At 72.2% G+C, this 16,751-nt stretch carries 14 protein-coding genes; 8 read left to right on the forward strand and 6 right to left on the reverse strand.

Translation table 11 applies throughout. The features are described 5' to 3' along the window. The first annotated feature begins 40 nt into the window (after window positions 1-40). Genes WME97_RS42215 through WME97_RS42225 form a run of 3 tightly spaced genes read left to right on the forward strand, consistent with a single transcriptional unit; the run spans window position 41 to window position 4,816 of the window. Window positions 41-2,152 carry an HlyD family efflux transporter periplasmic adaptor subunit gene (locus WME97_RS42215; protein WP_437546349.1) on the forward strand — a complete coding sequence of 704 codons (2,112 nt, stop codon included), beginning with the start codon at window positions 41-43 and terminating at the stop codon, window positions 2,150-2,152. After that, the gene (locus WME97_RS42220) at window positions 2,149-3,576 is read left to right on the forward strand and encodes a TolC family protein (protein WP_437546351.1); all 1,428 of its coding nucleotides are present in this window, start codon (window positions 2,149-2,151) and stop codon (window positions 3,574-3,576) included. The genes WME97_RS42215 and WME97_RS42220 overlap by 4 nt, the downstream gene beginning before the upstream one ends. 10 nt (window positions 3,577-3,586) lie before the next feature. After that, window positions 3,587-4,816: a CotH kinase family protein gene (locus tag WME97_RS42225; protein WP_437546353.1), complete on the forward strand. Its 1,230-nt coding sequence runs from the start codon at window positions 3,587-3,589 to the stop codon at window positions 4,814-4,816. A gap of 77 nt (window positions 4,817-4,893) precedes the next feature. Here WME97_RS42225 and WME97_RS42230 read toward each other — a convergent pair whose 3' ends face one another. The 4 genes from WME97_RS42230 to WME97_RS42245 all read right to left on the reverse strand — a co-directional run bounded on the left by WME97_RS42230 (window position 4,894) and on the right by WME97_RS42245 (window position 6,556). Continuing rightward, window positions 4,894-5,250 (reverse strand): hypothetical protein, encoded by a 357-nt coding sequence (locus WME97_RS42230; protein WP_437546355.1) that lies wholly within the window; start codon window positions 5,248-5,250, stop codon window positions 4,894-4,896. Between the two features lie 106 nt (window positions 5,251-5,356). Continuing rightward, entirely contained in the window at window positions 5,357-5,593 is a 237-nt protein-coding gene (locus WME97_RS42235) for a hypothetical protein (RefSeq protein ID WP_437546357.1), read from the reverse strand. Window positions 5,594-5,866: 273 nt separating this feature from the next. Beyond that, entirely contained in the window at window positions 5,867-6,229 is a 363-nt protein-coding gene (locus WME97_RS42240) for a hypothetical protein (RefSeq protein ID WP_437546359.1), read from the reverse strand. A 36-nt stretch (window positions 6,230-6,265) separates the two neighbouring features. Continuing rightward, window positions 6,266-6,556, reverse strand: coding sequence for an RNA recognition motif domain-containing protein (locus WME97_RS42245; protein ID WP_437546361.1), 291 nt, complete (start codon window positions 6,554-6,556; stop codon window positions 6,266-6,268). A gap of 529 nt (window positions 6,557-7,085) precedes the next feature. Here WME97_RS42245 and WME97_RS42250 point away from each other — a divergent pair. The 3 genes from WME97_RS42250 (at window position 7,086) to WME97_RS42260 (ending at window position 11,534) form a co-directional block, all read left to right on the forward strand. Further along, entirely contained in the window at window positions 7,086-7,766 is a 681-nt protein-coding gene (locus WME97_RS42250) for a methyltransferase domain-containing protein (protein WP_437546363.1), read from the forward strand. A gap of 91 nt (window positions 7,767-7,857) precedes the next feature. Further along, a complete protein-coding gene (locus tag WME97_RS42255; protein WP_437546365.1) occupies window positions 7,858-10,104 on the forward strand; it encodes a glycosyltransferase in 2,247 nt (748 codons plus the stop codon). Window positions 10,105-10,118: 14 nt separating this feature from the next. Then, the gene (locus WME97_RS42260; protein WP_437546366.1) at window positions 10,119-11,534 is read left to right on the forward strand and encodes a DUF362 domain-containing protein; all 1,416 of its coding nucleotides are present in this window, start codon (window positions 10,119-10,121) and stop codon (window positions 11,532-11,534) included. Window positions 11,535-11,546: 12 nt separating this feature from the next. Here WME97_RS42260 and WME97_RS42265 read toward each other — a convergent pair whose 3' ends face one another. Next, window positions 11,547-12,149 (reverse strand): TetR/AcrR family transcriptional regulator, encoded by a 603-nt coding sequence (locus WME97_RS42265; RefSeq protein WP_437546368.1) that lies wholly within the window; start codon window positions 12,147-12,149, stop codon window positions 11,547-11,549. A gap of 162 nt (window positions 12,150-12,311) precedes the next feature. On the opposite strand from WME97_RS42265, the gene WME97_RS42270 reads away from it, so the two are divergent. After that, window positions 12,312-14,840: a PEP/pyruvate-binding domain-containing protein gene (locus WME97_RS42270; protein WP_437546369.1), complete on the forward strand. Its 2,529-nt coding sequence runs from the start codon at window positions 12,312-12,314 to the stop codon at window positions 14,838-14,840. Further along, on the forward strand, window positions 14,833-16,215 hold the full coding sequence (locus tag WME97_RS42275) for an MFS transporter (RefSeq protein ID WP_437546371.1): 1,383 nt from the start codon (window positions 14,833-14,835) through the stop codon (window positions 16,213-16,215). The genes WME97_RS42270 and WME97_RS42275 overlap by 8 nt, the downstream gene beginning before the upstream one ends. Before the next feature lie 12 nt (window positions 16,216-16,227). Here the strand turns inward: WME97_RS42275 and WME97_RS42280 are convergent, their stop codons facing one another. Further along, window positions 16,228-16,674: a hypothetical protein gene (locus WME97_RS42280; RefSeq protein WP_437546373.1), complete on the reverse strand. Its 447-nt coding sequence runs from the start codon at window positions 16,672-16,674 to the stop codon at window positions 16,228-16,230. Window positions 16,675-16,751: the final 77 nt, after the last annotated feature.

Here is a 16,751-nt window from a genome sequence, read left to right on the forward strand (position 1 = left end):
TGACACAGCCGCCGTCGTCATCACCGCGCAAGGATCATCGATGTACAGCTACCAGCGACTCCGCTCGGCGCTCCAGGACGCCGCCCCCGCGATCACCTTCGTGCTCACGCTCGGCGCCGCCCTGTGGCTCCACGTGGGCAGCGGCCCGGGCGGGCGGGTCTTCGGCTACGCGGAGGCGCTGCCCGAGGTGCTCTCGCCGGTCGAGACCGCCCGGGTGGCCTCCATCGAGGTGGCCGTCGGCGAGGAGGTCGAGGCCGGGCAGATCATCGCGACGCTGGACAGCTCGGTGATCGACGCCGAGATCGCCGTCGCCAAGGCGGAGAAGACCCAGGTCGAGGCCGATCTGAACATGGAGCTCGCCGTCCTCGAGCAGGAGCTCGACACGAACCGCGAGACGGTCGAGCGCCACCTCGCCGTCCACCGCGAGGAGCAGCGCCGTGCGGTCGCCGAGGCCAAGGTGCTGGACAGCGAGATCTCGCGGATGAAGCAGCTCATCGAGAACCGGCAGGCGGTGCTCGACGACCTGACGAAGCTCGATCTGCAGCACGCGACGGTCACGGCGATCGCCAGCGAGAAGCCGCGGACGCTGAGCGTCCTCACCGAGCAGCTCAAGGCGACGGAGCGGCGGCGGAACGGCCTCCGGGACCGGACGTCGGGGCTGGCGGCGAAGCTCGACGCCGACGTGCGCGTCGCGACCGAGAACATCGCGATGCTCGAGCAGCGGCGCGCGAGCTACGTGCTGCGCGCCGCGAACGCGGGGCGCGTCATCTCCATCGACAGGCAGCCCGGCGACGTGGTCCCGGCCGGGATGCCCCTGGTGCAGCTCCTGAGCGCGCGCACGGGCGCGCGCGCGGTCGCCTGCGTCCCCGAGCGCTTCGCCCTCGGCGTCAACGACGGGGACGCCGCCGAGCTCTACATCCGGGGCCAGCTCGGCGACGCGATCCCGGGCACGGTCGTCGCCGTGGGGCCGCTCGTCTCCCAGCTCCCCCCGCGCTGCTGGCCGACGCCGGAGATGCCGGCGTGGGGCCGCGTCGTCACCATCTCGCTGGACGCGCCGATGGCGCTCGTCCCCGGCCAGGCCTTCGACATCACGTTCGACGCGCGCCGCGGCGCGGCCCCCGCCCAGCCGCCGCCGAAGCCCACCACCACCGCGCCGAAGGCCGGCGCCGCCCCGAAGGCCGGCGCGGTCGCGTCCCAGTCCCCCATGAAGCTGCCCCCGACCCTGGCGAGCCGGACGCGCTTCGAGCCGTCGGGCGTGCTCGCGCGCCCCGGCGAGTCCCGGTACCTCCTCGTCAGCGACGACACGGGCCACGAGCAGAACAACGAGGGCGCGCCGTGGCTCTTCGCGATGTCCGCGGGCGGCGCCGTCGCCGCGGATCCGGTGCCGGTGAGCGGCGTCGACGCGCTGAACGACGTCGAGGGGATCGCGGCCGGGGACGCGGGCGAGATCTACCTCCTGTCGTCGCAGAGCTACAGCAAGAAGGGGAAGCGCAAGTCGGAGCGGACCGCGCTCCTCCGCCTCCGCCAGGACGGCCAGGGCTTCCGCGTCGACGGCGAGATCCACCTGGCCGAGGTCCTCGACGCGGACCCCTCGCGGGCCGCGGCGCTCGGCCTCCCCGAGGGGACGCGGGCGCTCGACATCGAGGGCCTCGCCTTCCGGCAGGGCGCCCTGTACCTCGGGCTGAAGGCGCCGCTCGACGCGCAGGGCAACGCGATGATCTGGCGGGTCGGCTCCCCGAGCGCGCTGTTCGGCGGCGAGGGAGCCGCGGCGGTCGAGGCCGCGAGCGCGAAGAAGAAGCATCGGACCGCGGCCGAGGCGGCGCGCTTCGACGCGGCCCGCGTCTCGCTGTGGGCGCGCGCGCGCGTCGACGTGGAGGTCGCCGGGAAGCCCACGCCGGGCGGCATCTCGGAGCTCGTCTTCATGCCGGACGGCGCGCTCGCCATGACGTCCACGCCCTCGACGGCGGACGGCGACGCCGGCGCGCTGTGGCGGGTGGATCGCCCCGAGGGCGGCGTCCTCTCGCCGCGCCTCGTCCAGCGGTTCCCGGGGCTCAAGCCCGAGGGGATCTCACCGTCGCTCACGCCGGGCGCGCTGACGATCGTGTTCGACGCCGCCGCGCCCTCGTTCCAGGAGATCTCGTGGGGCCAGTGAGCCAGCGCCGCCGCCGCGCGGCGATCCCCGTCATGTTGCTCTGCGCGGCCCTCTCGGGCTGCTCTTCCCCGCCGAGGCCGGCGGCGTCCGACCGCGCGATCGCCCTCTACCGCGAGGGCCGCGCGTCCGCCGGCGCGCCGGCGCTCCGCCGCGCGGGCCCGGGCGCGCGGCCGGGCGCGTCCAGCGCGGGGCCGATCGCGATGACCGTGGAGGACGCCGTCGCCTGGGCGAGGGACCACAGCGCCGAGCTCGCCGCGCAGAGCGCCCGCGCCGAGGCGGCCGCGGCGCAGGTCGACGCGGAGGACCACCTCGAGAACCCGGAGCTCCGCATCACGAACATCGAGCTCCAGCGCATCCGCGAGCGCGATCCGCGCGTGAGCACCGCGCTCCGCTTCCCGGTGACCCGCCCTGGCGAGGTCGACGCGAACGTCGCGGAGGCGCGCGTGGACGAGGCCAAGGCGCTCGCCGAGGCGCGCGAGATCGAGATCGCCCTCGAGGCCGACATCCGGTTGCTGTTCGACGAGGTGCTCCTCTTCGACGCCGAGATCGCGGCCGCCGACGCGGTGGCCGAGGCGCGCCGGTCGCTCGCCACCTGGATGAAGGGGCAGCTCGCGGCCGCGCGGACGACGGCGGTCGACGAGGCGATGACGGAGCTCACCGCCGTCGACGCGGAGCAGGACGGCGTGGATCTGCGCGCGCAGCGGAGCGCGGCGCTCGCCGCGCTCCTGTCGCGCATGGGGCTCGATCCCGCGGTGCCCGTGCGCCTCCTCGGCGCGCCGAAGAGCGCGTGGCCTCCCCCGGAGCTCCCCACGGAGCAGCAGGCCGTCGAGCTCGCGCTCAAGCGCCGCCCCGAGATCGAGCTCGCGGCCGCGCAGGGCGACGCGGCGGACGCGACGCTCCAGGCCGAGCGCGCCGCGCGGTGGCCCTGGCTCTCCTTCGTCGAGGTCGGCTACGACTTCCGGCGAGAGAACGATCTCGGCCTCGGGTGGACGTTCGGGCTCGCGATCGAGCTGCCGGTGTTCGACACGCACCGCGCGGCCACCGTCGCGGCGGACACGGCGCGCAAGGCGGAGCAGCGCTCGCTCGGCGCCGCGGTCGAGCTCGTGACGCGCGAGGTGCGGACGAGCCTGAGCGAGGCGCAGGCCACCCGCGCCCTCGTGACCGAGCTCCGGCGCCGGATGACCCCCGCCGCCGAGCGCGCGGGCGCCGAGGCGCAGCGGGCGATCGAGGGCCGCAACGTCGACGTCGGGCGGGCGCTCGAGGTCGACGAGCGCCGCGTGCGCCTGGAGCTCCGGCTGCTGCGCTTCGTGCGCCGCTACTGGACCGCGGTCGGCGAGCTCCGCCACGCCGTCGGCGGCCGGCTCCCCGCCGAGGCGGGCCACCATGGCCGGAACACGGAGCCCGTAAGCGATGCGGAGCGGTAGAGCGGGAACGATGAGAGCCCTTCATGCATCCGCGGTCCTCGCGCTCGTCGCGGCGAGCCAGGGTGGCTGTGTGCCCCTCGACCCGGGCAGCGGCGTGGTCTTCGATCGGACGGCGCTGCACGAGATCGCGATCACCATCGACGAGGCCCACCTGGGGCAGCTCCGCACGGACCTCGACAACCGCGTCCCGTGCACCATCGTCTACGACGGCGACGTCGTCAGCGGCGCTGGCATCCGGCAGAAGGGCAACTCGGCCGTGGATCTGTCCGAGAAGCCGAGCTTCAGCGTCAAGCTCGACGAGTTCGATGAAGAGGCGAACCTGCACGGGCTCAAGAAGCTCCTGCTGAACAACTCCAAGCAGGACCCGACGTTCCTTCGCGAGCAGATCGGCGAGGACCTGCACGACCGCGCCGGCGTGCCCGCGGCGCGCACCGCGCACGCGGTGGTGAGCGTCAACGGCGTGGACAGGGGGATCTACGTCGTCACCGAGGCCATCGACAAGCGGTTCCTGCGGCTGCACTTCGGCGAGGTGAACGACGAGGGCGCGCTCTACGAGGGCCCGTGCTGCGGCGACTTCGCCGAGGACATCGACGCCGTGGAGCTCGACGGCGGCGATGACGGCGGCGGGGCAGAGCTCCGGTCTCTCGCCGCCGCCATCCAGGAGGCGCCGGACGAGCAGCTCGCGGCGGAGGTGAGCAAGCGCCTCGACCTGGATCGGTTCCTCACGAGCTACGCCCTCGAGGCGCTGCTCGGCCACTGGGACGGCTACGCCTACCGGGCGAACAACTATTACCTCTACGAGAACCCGGTCGACGGGCGCTTCGTGTTCATCGCCCACGGGATGGACCGCATCCTGGACGACCCGCATTTCGACACCGAGACGGAGCCGGTCGCCGTGCTCCCGCGCCGGATCCGGGAGATCCCGGCGCTCGACGAGCGGTATCGCGCCGAGCTCGCCCGCATCGTGAACGCGGCGTGGGACGAGGGCGCCGTGCTCGCGGCCATCGATCGCGCGGAGCAGGTGCTCGGCGAGGCCGGCGCGGGCGACGCGACTCGAGGCGATCTGAGCGAGTTCAAGGCGCACGTGGGCGCCCTGCGCAGCGATCTGAAGCTGCGCCGCGCGCTCGTCGATCCCGCGATCGTCTGCGGCGACGGCGACGTCGCGGGGCTCGAGACGTGCGATGACGGCAACACGGCGGCTGGCGACGGGTGCAGCGCGAGGTGCCGCGTCGAGCCTTGATGGGAGCCGGGCTCGGCCCTCAGCGCTGCAACCGCGCTGGACCAGATCCTCGGATTGGCATCCGAGCGCGACAGCGCTCAAACACTGCCGCTCACCTTCGCTGCGCGGGTGCTGCCGTCGACCGATGACTCGATCGTATACAGCGCTCCATGGAAGGAGATGCTCCCGTCCTCGCTCAAGCTTCCGCCGCGCAGCACGTTGGCGGCGCTCTCGTAGAGAAGAAAGGGAGCGAGGCCGACGGGCAGCTCGCTCGCGAGCGTCCAGGTGCCCTCCGCGCCGCCAGAGGCGATCACGAGGTACTGCTGAGCGCCGGACGCGTTGACGAGCACGCCGAGCGTCGAGCCGCTCCGGTCGCGGGACGTCGCGCGGAAGTTGAGGTGGGCAGCGGTGGCGAGCAAGGTGGCGGAGGTGACGGGCTTCTGGGAGATAGACATGGCTGTGTTTGCACGACTCGGTTGCTGGCTCGGCGACAAGTTCACGGTCCCGTGTCCCGCCGGAGCTGGCTGCTGTCCTCGCTCCCGGCCGTCACGGTCCAGGCTCTCACGCGATCGAGCTCTTTGGCTGCCAGAAGAGCCCATCGTACTTCCGGGGAGATCCCGAGCGGTCCAGCCGCTGGAACGTCTCGCCGAACTTGAGGTTCCGCTGGCGGTCGCGATCGAACGGACCATGCTGGCCGTCCGCCGGCTCGTACATGGCCTCGCTCCTCCCGTGCACCTGGAAGCGCCAGCAGAGCCTCTGTTCCACGCCATCCACGACCCGCGATAAACACGCTTTCATGGCGACCACTTTCCTTGCGCTCAGCCGCACGGACGCGGAAGGCACGCCGGGCGCGCGCTTCCGCATGTGCATGCAGGAGCTGCCTCGAGCGGCTCTTCGCGGCCTTGCCTGTCGCTCGAGCCCAACGGGTCCAGGCGGCATCGCTATCAACTTCGCAATCAGCTTTCGCTGCGCGAGCGTCATCATGTACCAGAGAACGAGCCGCGGCACCACGAAAGTTGATAAGCCAGGGGTCGATCTCGTCGATGCAGGGCTTTTTCACGATCCTGCGCTTCAGGGTTCAGCGGCCAGAGACGACCGTGACCCCTCGGCGCGCGCGGCCGCGGGCTCCAGGCGAGCGACCTGATAGCTCGGGTCGACCTGGAACCAGCGCACCGCGAAGCTCGGGCGCATTGAGGACTTGTGACGGTTGTTCTGGGAGAGCTCGCCGAGCGTCACGCTATCGGGGGCCAGCGTGTCGCGCGAGCGGTCGTCGTCGTTGAAGCTGCAGTCGCCGTGGCGGTGGCCGCACGAGCTCACGACGGCGCCGTGCAGCGGCCCCAGGGTCCAGTGGCCCTCTCGCCTGGCGCGGCGCTCGCGCGCACCGGCGTGCGGCTCGGGCGTCTCGAAGACAAAATAAACGCGGCGGGCCTTCATGGCCCGCCGCGTTGTTACGACTCGACGAAGGAGCGATCAGTAACGACCGCGACCGCCGCCGCCGCCGCCGCCGCCAGCCGGACGCTCCTGCGCCTCGTTCACCTTGAGCGAGCGCCCATCGAGCATCATGCCGTTCAGCTGCGAGATGGCGCTGTTCGCCGCCTGGGCCGAGCCCATCGTGACGAACGCAAACCCGCGCGGCTGGCCGGTCTCGCGATCGGTCGGCATCGAGACCTCGCGGACCTCGCCGCTGCCAGCGAACGCGGCCTCGAGGGACTCGCGGGTGGTGCTGTAGGAGAGATTGCCGACGTAGAGACGATTACCCATGACACGTTACTTTCACGGCTTGCAGCTGCGCTCGTGAGCGCTCTTCGCCTGCCGTTCGATGAAGCCGTCGCGGATCGAACGGAAGCGTGCCGCGCAGCGAACCCGCGCAGGCACACGGTGCGTCGTCCAGTCATCCGCGCGAGCAACGATCTCCCTCGCGTGGAGGGAGAGAGAACGCATCGTGTCGAGAGCCAGTGACGTCGTGAGGGGCCCAAGCTACTCCTTTGGGGCACCAACGGCAAGGAGTGTCTCAGCGATCTTTTCTCTTTCTTTCCGCCCGCAGCGGCAACCAGCGCGCGTTCCTGTGATGCGCGCGTGATGCGCGCGTGATGCGTCCGGGGGCGCTCAACAGCGTCTGCCGGCGGACGAGCTGGATGCGCGCCCCACTGCACCGTCAGCGGCCTCTCACGCGACCAGGGAGCCGCTGTCGACCGGACGCTCACGTCGGCGGATGACCGCGCGGTCCCATCGCCGGGCGCGGGGCCGCCGCCGGGGTGAGGCTCCGGCGCCCCTGTGCTATGGGGCCGCCATGCCGAACACAGCCGGCGACATCGACGTGGAGGCGCTGAACGACCGCCTCGCGCGGGAGCACCCGATCGACGACTACTACGACCGCGCCCCGCTGCCGATCCGGCTCATCGAGCGCGAGCGGCTCGCCATCATCCGCGGCATGCTGGGCGACTGCGCCGGCCTCGACCTCGCGGAGGTCGGCTCGGGCGGCGGGCACGTGCTCCGGATGTTCCCGCGGGCCCGCATCACGGCGATCGACGTCTCCGACGTCTTCCTCGACACCGCCCGCAAGAACCTCGCGGGCTACGACGCCCGCTTCCTCAAGGGCGAGGTCGACAAGCTCGACCTCCCCGCCGCGAGCTTCGATCGCGTCGTCTGCACCGAGGTCCTGGAGCACACCGTCGATCCCGCCGCCGTCCTCGCGGCCATCGCGCGCCTCTTGCGCCCCGGCGGCGTGGCCGCGATCACGGTGCCGAACGACCCGCTCATCGGGCGGCTGAAGGGCATCGTCCGCCGCACGCCCGTCGGCTACCTCCTGCGGGATCGCATCCAGTGGGGCGGCGACGCCTACCACCTGCACCAGTGGACCCCCGACGAGTTCGGCCGCCTCCTCGACCGCCATTTCCGCGTGACCGAGCGCCGCGCGGCGCCGCACGGCGCGCTGCCGATCCGCGCGTGCTTCCGCTGCGTCCCCCGGTGATCGCTCCCGCGCGCGCGGAGCGCCCGAAGCGCCCAGCGCGCCCCTCGCCCTGCTGCGGTGTCTCCTTCAAGGCAAGATAGGCGAACACACCATGTCCGAACCCCGAACCGAGCTCGCTCCGGCGGCGCCGATCGAGCTCTCCGTCCTCGTGCCCTGTCTCAACGAGGAGCTGAACATCCCCGAGCTCACCGACCGCATCCTCGGCGTCTTCAGCGCAGGGGCGCTCACCGGCGAGCTCATCCTCGTCGACGACGGCTCGACCGACGGCACCGCCACGACGATCCGCGCGCTCATGGCCGCGCACCCGGGGCTCGTCGTTGGGTGCTTCCACCCGCAGAACCGCGGCATCACGGCGGCGTGGCGCACCGGCGCCGCCGCCGCGCGCGGCAAGCTCGTCGCCACCATCGACGCCGATCTCCAGTACCAGCCCGAGGACCTCCTGCGCCTCCGGCGCGAGCTCTACGAGCACAGCGTCGATGTCGTCCAGGGCTGGCGGAGCGCCGTCGGGCGCCGCAGGGACCGCCGGTACCACCTGAGCCGCGGGCTCAACCACCTCTTGAACACCACCTTCGGCATGTCGCTCCACGACAACAAGAGCGGCTTCGTGATGTGCGCACGGGAGGTGTTCCAGGATCTCTTGACGTACAAGGGCAGCTATTTTTACTGGCAGTCCTTCATCCTGGTCGCCGCCCACGCCAAGGGTTACTCGTACAAAGAGGTCGAGACGCTCTTCGAGCAGCGACGTCAGGGCGTCTCCTTCCTCGACCAGGCCGCGGCGCGCGCCGTGGTCAAATCGTTCTACGACCTCGGCAAGGCCGCGTGGGAGTACCGCGTGGACCGGATCCCGCCGGACGTGGCCACGCAGTACCTCCGCCGCAACCCGGTTGTCGACCGCTCGCCGGAGCGCGACCCGCTCTCCACGGCCAGGTGGCGCGCGTACCTGGCCGCGTTCAACCACACCCACTGGATGATCACGCGCGACGTCGAGCACTACTACGAGACGCTGCGCAGGACGCAGTGGCTCACGCCGTCGCAGACCCGCGAGCTCCAGGACGAGAAGCTCAGGCGGCTGCTCCGCCACTGCTACCGCAACGTGCCCTACTACCGCGCTCGCATGCAGGAGCTCAAGCTCCGGCCCGAGGACATCCGCGGCCAGGAAGACCTCCACAAGCTGCCGTTCCTCACCAAGGCGGATATCCGGCGCCACCTCTACTTCGACATCATGTCGGAGAACCACGACAAGTCGCAGGTCCTCAAGATCACGACGAGCGGCTCCACCGGCGAGCCCTTCGTCTGCTACGCGGACCGGGCTCAGCTCGAGTTCCGCTGGGCGGCGACGCTCCGGGCGCAGGAGTGGACGGGCTACCGCTTCGGCGACCCCACGGTGCGGCTCTGGCACCAGACGATCGGCATGACGAAGTGGCAGGCTGCCCGCGAGCGCGCGGACGCCGTCCTGTCGAACCGGACGTTCATCCCGATCTTCGAGCTCTCCGACGACAACCTGGGCGAGATGATCGCGAGGATCGCCGGCGCGCGACCGGTGCTCATGGATGGCTATGCCGAGGCGCTCGATTTCCTGGCCCATTACGTCAAGAGCACCGGAAAGGTCGCGGCCCGGCCGCGCGCGATCATGTCGAGCGCGCAGACGCTGCCGCTGCCGAGCCGCCGGCTCATCGAGGAGGCGTTCGGCTGCAAGGTCTTCGACAAGTACGGCAGCCGCGAGTTCTCGGGCATCGCGTACGAGTGCGACGCGCACGAGGGCCACCACGTAGTGGCCGAGGGGTACATCGTCGAGGTCCTGCGCGACGGGCGCCCCGCCGAGCCGGGGGAGATCGGAGAGGTCGTGATCACCGATCTCAACAACTTCTGCATGCCGTTCGTCCGCTACCGCATCGGCGATCTCGCCGAGGCGATGTCCCCGTCCGCGCCGTGCCCCTGCGGCCGCGGGGCGCCGCGCGTCGGCCGCATCGAGGGGCGCGTCCAGTCCATCATCCGCGGGACGGACGGGCGCTATCTGCCCGGCACGTTCTTCGCGCACTACCTCAAGGAGTTCGATTACGCGATCAAGCGCTTCCAGGTGGTGCAGGAGGAGCGCGACGCCATCACCTTCCGCGTGGTCAAGGGCGGGCGGTTCTCGCAGCAGGTCCTGGACGAGGTGCTCGCGACGTTCCGCCATCACCTCGGCGAGCGGATGCGCATCGACGTCGAGTTCGCCGACGACATCGCGCTCGTCCGCACGGGCAAGCACCTCGCGAGCGTCTCGCGCCTCAACGTCGATTTCCAGCGCGCCGCGCCGGCGGAGATCCTCTCGTCCGGCCTGAGCGGCCCGGGCGCTTGACCGGGGGGCTCCCGATGACAGCGACGAGCCGCCGCGTGGTGACGGTCTCTCGGCCGGGCGTGAGCTACGGGGGCAGCGCGCCCTACGGCCCGCCGAGCCCGGTCTACGAGGCCGTCGAGGCGCTCTTCCGCCGGCTCGGCCTCGACGCGGCCCGCGCCGGCACGCCCGCGTGGAACCCGCTCGGCGACCTGATCGCGCCGGGGGACCGCGTCGTCGTCAAGCCGAACCTCGTCTCCTCGAAGAACCTTCACCAGAAGATCACGGGCGAGCGCCTCGCCGCCTCCAGCACGCACGGCTCGCTGCTCCGGCCCGTGCTCGACTACGCGCTCCGCGCCGCCGGCCCGCGCGGGAGCGTGCGCGTCGTCGACTCCCCGGTCGAGGGCTGCGAGATCGAGAAGGTCGCCGGCCCGCTCGGCATCTTCGACGTCATCGATCACCTGAAGGCCCAGGGGCATGACGTCGATTTCATCGACCTGCGGTATTTCCGCGTCGCGCCGGTGTTCGCGCTCGACGACGTGCGCCGCTTCGGCCGCTCCTGGAACCTCGGCCTGCTCCTCCGCCGCCGCCTGCCCGGCGATCCGCGGGGCTACCGGGTCGTCGATCTGGGCTCGAGCAGCTTCTTCGCCGCCGCGGGCGCCCCGCGCGGCGCAGCGCTCCGCTTCCACCGCAGCCATTACGCGACGCCGGTGCCGCACCACGCAGGGCAACGGCACGAGTACAGCATTCCCCAGACGCTCCTCGACGCGGATGTCGTCATCAACCTCCCCAAGCTGAAGACGCACAAGAAGACGGGTATCACGCTGTCGTTGAAGAGCGTGATCGGCCTGACGAACGAGAAGTACTGGCTCCCGCACTTCACCGAGGGTGATCCATCGGTCGGCGGCGACGAGTTCGATCGGCCTCAGGGTCTCGGAGACGCGGTGGAGAACAAGCTCAGCCGGTTCCCGCTCCCCGGCGATCACTCGCTCGTCGCGCGCGCGCCGCGGCTCGGGGCGCCGCCGAAGGTCATCGATGGCAGCTGGGAGGGGAACAACACGCTCTGGCGGACCATCCTGGATCTCAACCGCATCCTGTTCTTCGCGGACCGCGGCGGCGCGCTGCGCGGGGAGCCGCAGCGGCGGTACCTGACGATCGTGGACGGCATCGTCGCGGGGGAGGGCGAAGGGCCGCTCGGGGCGACGCCCGTGCACGCGGGGCTCCTGCTCGGCGGGTTCGATCCGGGCCTCGTCGACGCGATCGCCTCGCAGGTGATGGGCTTCGATCCGGCGCGGATACCGCTCGTGCGGGAGTCGCTGGGCGGGGTGTTGCTCCCTGGCAGTCACCTCGACGAGGTAGAGCACATCGTCGACGGGCCCGCGCCGACCCACCGGTTCAAGCCGCCGCGGAGCTGGCCGTCGCTGCTGCCGGACGCGGCCGGCGCGGTGGCGTGACGGGGCCACGCGTCACGGTCGCTCCGCCGCGGGCGCGAGCGTCCGGTGAATCGCGTCGATCGCGAACGTGACGTAGGCCTGGCCCTCGGATCGATCGAACCCCTGGTTCGAGAGGTGCTGGTGGAACGGCCGGAAGTGCAGCGCGCCGAGGAAGAGGTCGGCCGCGTGCTCCGGACGGACCGGGCGCAGGAGGCCGCGGTCGATCGCTCGCGAGAACCACGCGACCACCTCGCGCCGCGCGCGGACCGGCGGCAGGTCCTCGCGCCGGTCGGCCATGGACTCGACGTGCATGCCGGCCGAGCGGAGCACCGCGAGGCACGGCACGATGCGCTCGAGGTACGCGGAGAGCTCCTCGGCGAGCTCGAGGAGCTGGATCCGCGCGTCGCGGTCGTCCGGGCCCGCCCGCGCGCGCGCCATCCACGGCGGCTCGAACGGCGGCAGCAGCGCGGCGCGCAGGAGCTGCTCCTTGGTGCCGAAGCGCTGGAACAGCACCCCGTGCGAGACGCCGAGCCGCTCCGCGATGAGCGTCGTCGAGACGCCCGCGCCGTGCTCCAGAAAACACGCGCGTGCCTCGTCGAGGATCTGCGCGTCGGTGATGTTACGCGGCCTTGCCATTTATAAGTATCATGATACTTACTTCGTGACGTCACAATGACTTTCAGGTGACGGTCGAGCGGACGCTGTCGGCGCGAGCGAGGCGCTGCCCGGAGGGCGGGCGGGCGCCGGGGAGCGCGCGGCGCGGCGAAAGCAGCCTTTCTTGGCCGAAGGAGATGCCTGATGCTTGTTCATCGCTTGAGCCAGCTGTCCCGAGCCGACCTCGCCAGGGCGGGCGGCAAGGGTGCCAACCTCGGTGAGCTGATCCAGCTCGGGCTGGCCGTGCCGCCCGGGTTCGTTGTGAGCGCTGACGCGTACGCGGAGCAGGCGCGCGCATGGGGGCTCGCCGAGCGCCTCTCGGCGCACCTCGCCGCGAGCCGCTGGGAGGCCGCGGCCTCGGAGGCGGCGGAGCTCTTCGAGCGGGGCGCGATGCTGCCCGGGATGGAGAGCGCGGTCCGGGACGCGTACCGCGAGCTCGGCGCGCCGCCGGTCGCGGTTCGCTCCTCGGCGACGGCGGAGGACCTCGCCGACGCCTCGTTCGCGGGCCAGCACGAGACGTACCTCGACGTGGCGGGAGAGGACGGGCTGCTCCTCGCGCTGCGGCGGTGCTGGGCGTCCCTGTGGAGCCCGAGGGCCCTCGGCTACCGGGCGGCGCGGGGCATCGATCACCTGGGGGTCAACATCGCCGTGGTGGTGCAGCGCATGGTCCCGGCGGAGTTCGCCGGCGTCCTGTTCACCGTCGACCCGGTGGCCCAGCGCGCCGACCGCATGCTCCTGGAGGTCGCCCCGGGCCTCGGCGAGGCCGTTGTGTCAGGACACACGACCGGCGATGTGTACCGCCTGCGACGCGCGCCGTTCGCCGGGGCCGCGGCGCCCGGCCCGGACCGACCGAACGGGGCCGCGGGCCCCGGGACGAACGACCTCGCGATCGACGACCGCGACCGCCGGGAGGCCGGCCGTCCGGCGCCGAGCGACGCGCTGGTGCTCGATCTGGGCCGCATCGGGCTCCGCCTCGAGGCCCACTTCGGCTGCCCGCAGGACGTGGAGTTCGCCTTCGCCGGGGGCTCCATTCACCTCCTCCAGTCGCGCCCGATCACCACGCTCGGCACGGCCGAGATCGAGCCCCTTCCTCCGCCCCCGCAGCTCAACCGCATGCAGCGGAGGATGCTCGAGGCCAACGACAACGACAGGTTCCCCGTCGCCCCCAGGCCGCTCGATCAATGGGGCTTCCGGGCGACGCTCCCCGCGCTCGTGCGCATGGTGCGCTTCCTGGGGCTCGACGTGGACGAGGCCGAGGAGCGCGCGTGGGTCGACCAGGTGTGGCGCCCGATCTTCGTCCCACCGCGGGCGCGGCCCACCCTCCGGTTGCTCCGGCTGCCGCAGAAGGTCGCGGCCAGCCTGCGCGACGACGCGATGGCGTGGTGGGAGGGCGACGGGTTCAAGCGGATCCAGGAGGCCTGCGCGCCGGTCGATCTCCGCGCGCTGGACGACGCCGCGCTCCTCCGCCGCGCCGACCGGATCACGGAGACCACGACCGCGGTCCTGGGCGAGCGGTTCGAGAGGAGCGCCAGCCAGCTGGCCGCGATCGCCCTCCGCGTCCCGATCGCCCTCGCCGTGGGACCGAAGCGGGCGGCGACCGTCATGCGCGACCTCGTCTCGGGCCTGCGCACCCGGACGTCCGACGTGAACCTCGCGATCTTCCACCTCGCGCGCAGGGCGGTGAGCGCCGGGCCGGAGGTCGCCGGGGCGATCCGGGAGGGGCGCCCGGAGGCCCTCCGCGAATCGGAGGCCGGCCGGGCCTACCTGGCCGAGGTCGACGCGTTCCTGGACGAGCACGGGCACCGGGAGAGCACCGGTCTGTACCTCTCGGCGCCGACGTGGCGGCAGGATCCCGCGCCGCTGTGGGGGCTCCTTCGCGGCCTGCTCGACGTCGCCGAGCCGCCGTCCGAGGAGGCCGGGCTCGCGCGTTACCGGGCGGCGCTCGAGGAGGTCACCCGCGCGCTTCGCCTCGTGCCCGGTCTGCCCGACGCGTTCCGCCGCACCCTCGAGCGGCTGCGGAGCGCGATCGTGTTCCGGGAGCGCACGCACTTCGATCTGGTGCGCCCGTTCTCCGCGCTGCAGGCGATCGTGGCCGAGATCGCGCGTCGCCTCTGCGAGCGCGGGCGCCTGCCGCGCCCCGACGACGTCTTCTACCTGACGGAAGCCGAGCTCCGGGGGTGGCTGGAGGGGGCGGCGCCGCCGCTCGACGAGGTGGAGCGGCTCGTTCGACGGCGGCGCGCGACGTACGGGGTGGTCAACGCGGAGTGGCAGAAGAGGTCGTTCGGGGCGGGCGCGGGAGGCGCCTCGGGCGACGAGCTCCGCGGCATCGGGGCGTCGTCCGGGGTGGTCCGCGGCAAGGCGCGCATCGTGCGGGACGAGCGGGAGTTCGAGCGGCTGAAGGCGGGGGAGATCCTGGTCTGCCGCTACACGAACCCCGCGTGGACGCCGCTCTTCACGCTCGCCGCGGGCGTCGTGACGAACGTCGGAGGCGCGGTCTCCCACGCGGCCATCGTCGCGCGCGAGTACGGGATCCCGGCGGTCCTGGGGGCTGCCGGGGCGACCGAGCGCATCACGGATGGCCAGGAGATCCTCGTGGACGGGACGGAGGGCCGGGTGGCGCTCCTGCGCCGGGGCGACCGTCAGGACGGCGCGGGCGAGCTCGCCCGTGCCTGAGCCTTCGTCGCGCCTGCCGGTGCGGCTGCTCGCCGCCATCGCCCTGTCGACGGCGCTCGCGCCGCTCAACTCCACGATGGTCGCCGTGGCGCTGCCGGAGATGGCGCGCACGCTCCGGGTCGACTCCGGCGCGCTCCGGCAGGCGCTCGTGACGAGCTACCTGCTCACGAACATCGTCCTGCAGAGCCCCGGTGGGAAGCTCGGAGATCGCCTCGGCCACCGGCGCGCGCTCGGGCTGGGCCAGCTCCTCCTGGCGGTCGGGGCCGCGCTCGCCTACCTCTGGCCGGTGCTCCCGGTGCTCGCGGCGTCGCGCGTCGTGATGGCCGCGGGGGGCGCGATCGTGGTCCCGAGCGCGACGGCCATGCTCCGCACCGAGCTGCCGCCCGAGGTGCGCGGGCGCGCCTTCGGCGCCTTCGGGGCGGTGATGGGGCTGTCGGCGGGCACCGGACCGACGATCGGGGCGCTGCTCGTGGGGACCTTCGGGTGGACCTCGATCTTCCTCGCGAACGTCCCGGTGCTGCTCGTCTCCGCCGCGCTCGCGCACCTCGGCGCGCCGCCGCGCCCCGCGGCCGTGACGCCCGCCGCGCCGCGACCGCGGTTCGACGTCGTGGGCTCGGTGCTGCTGGGCGGGTCGCTCATCGGGCTCGTCCTTGGCCTCGAGTCAGCGCACCTCCGCTGGGCCGCGGTGCTCGGCGCGCTGGGCCTCGTGCCCTTCGTGCTCTGGGAGCGGCGCGCCGCGGACCCCGTCATCGACTTCTCCCTGTTCCGGCGGCGCGCGTTCCTCGGCGGCAGCCTGCTCATCGCGCTCCAGAACTTCGCCATGTACGCGACGATCTTCGAGCTGCCGCAGGTGGCGGGGCGGCTGTTCCACGTCGGGCCGCGCGACGTCGGCACGACGCTGCTGGCCATGATGGGGACGATGGTCGTCGTCTCGCCCCTCGCGGGGCGCGGCGCCGATCGCTTCGGGCCGCGCGCGCTGGCGCTCGCCGGCTGCTCGCTCGCCCTGGCCGGCATGCTCCTGCTCGCGGCGCGGCCTCTGGGCGCGCTCACGGACGCGATCCCCGCGCTCGTGATGCTCGGCGCCGGCCTCGGCCTGACGTCCCCGCCGTCGCAGTCCGCGGCGATGAGCGACGTCCCGCGCGAGAAGAGCGGAATGGCCGCAGGCCTCACATCGACGATGCGCTACATGGGGGGCATCGTCGGCCTCACCGTGCTCGGCCTCGTCCTCACCGACCACCCGGCGGCCGATGTGGTGAACCGCGAGCACACGATGGCCACGTCCATCTTCGGCGCGGCGCTGCTCCTGACGATCGGCTGCGCCTTCCTCCTTCCCGGCCGCGCCGCCGCGCCGGTGGCAGCCGCGGGATCACGGTAGTCAGTCCACGGCCTACGGGGCGCCGACAGAGGGCTCCGGCGCTCTCGCTCCGATCAGGATGCGCAAGTCGTCGAGGTACTCCGCGTCGTCACCGCCGCAGAGGTCCGGGTCCCCTCCCATGGAGCGATCCACGCTCGCGCCCACGATCACACGATAGGCCCCGCTCGCGCCCACCTCACCTTCGTGCCCGTCGAGGATCGAGCCGGCTGGCAGCTCGTCGATCCAGAAATCGATCCGACCTCTGCGGTGGGCCACGCACATCTTTCGAAGTTCTTCGGGACACCCTTCCTCGGGGCTCATCGCCATCCTGATCGGCGCGAAATAAGGTTCAACGTCCGTGTCGGGCCACGGGTTGGAACCTCGGACGCCTCCCGCGAGCAGCGCGCCGGTGATGTCGGAGCCGGCGCGCACCTCGAACCATTGATGGTCGATGACAGGAACGATATCCGTGAAGTGCACAACCCGCAGGAACAGTGGTGCCAGGTGACGAGGTCTCTGTGGGACCACACGCGGGCGTCATGCAGAGGGGGACGAGA

This window comes from Sorangium sp. So ce367 (assembly GCF_051520455.1).
GTDB lineage: Bacteria > Myxococcota_A > Polyangia > Polyangiales > Polyangiaceae > Sorangium > Sorangium cellulosum_B.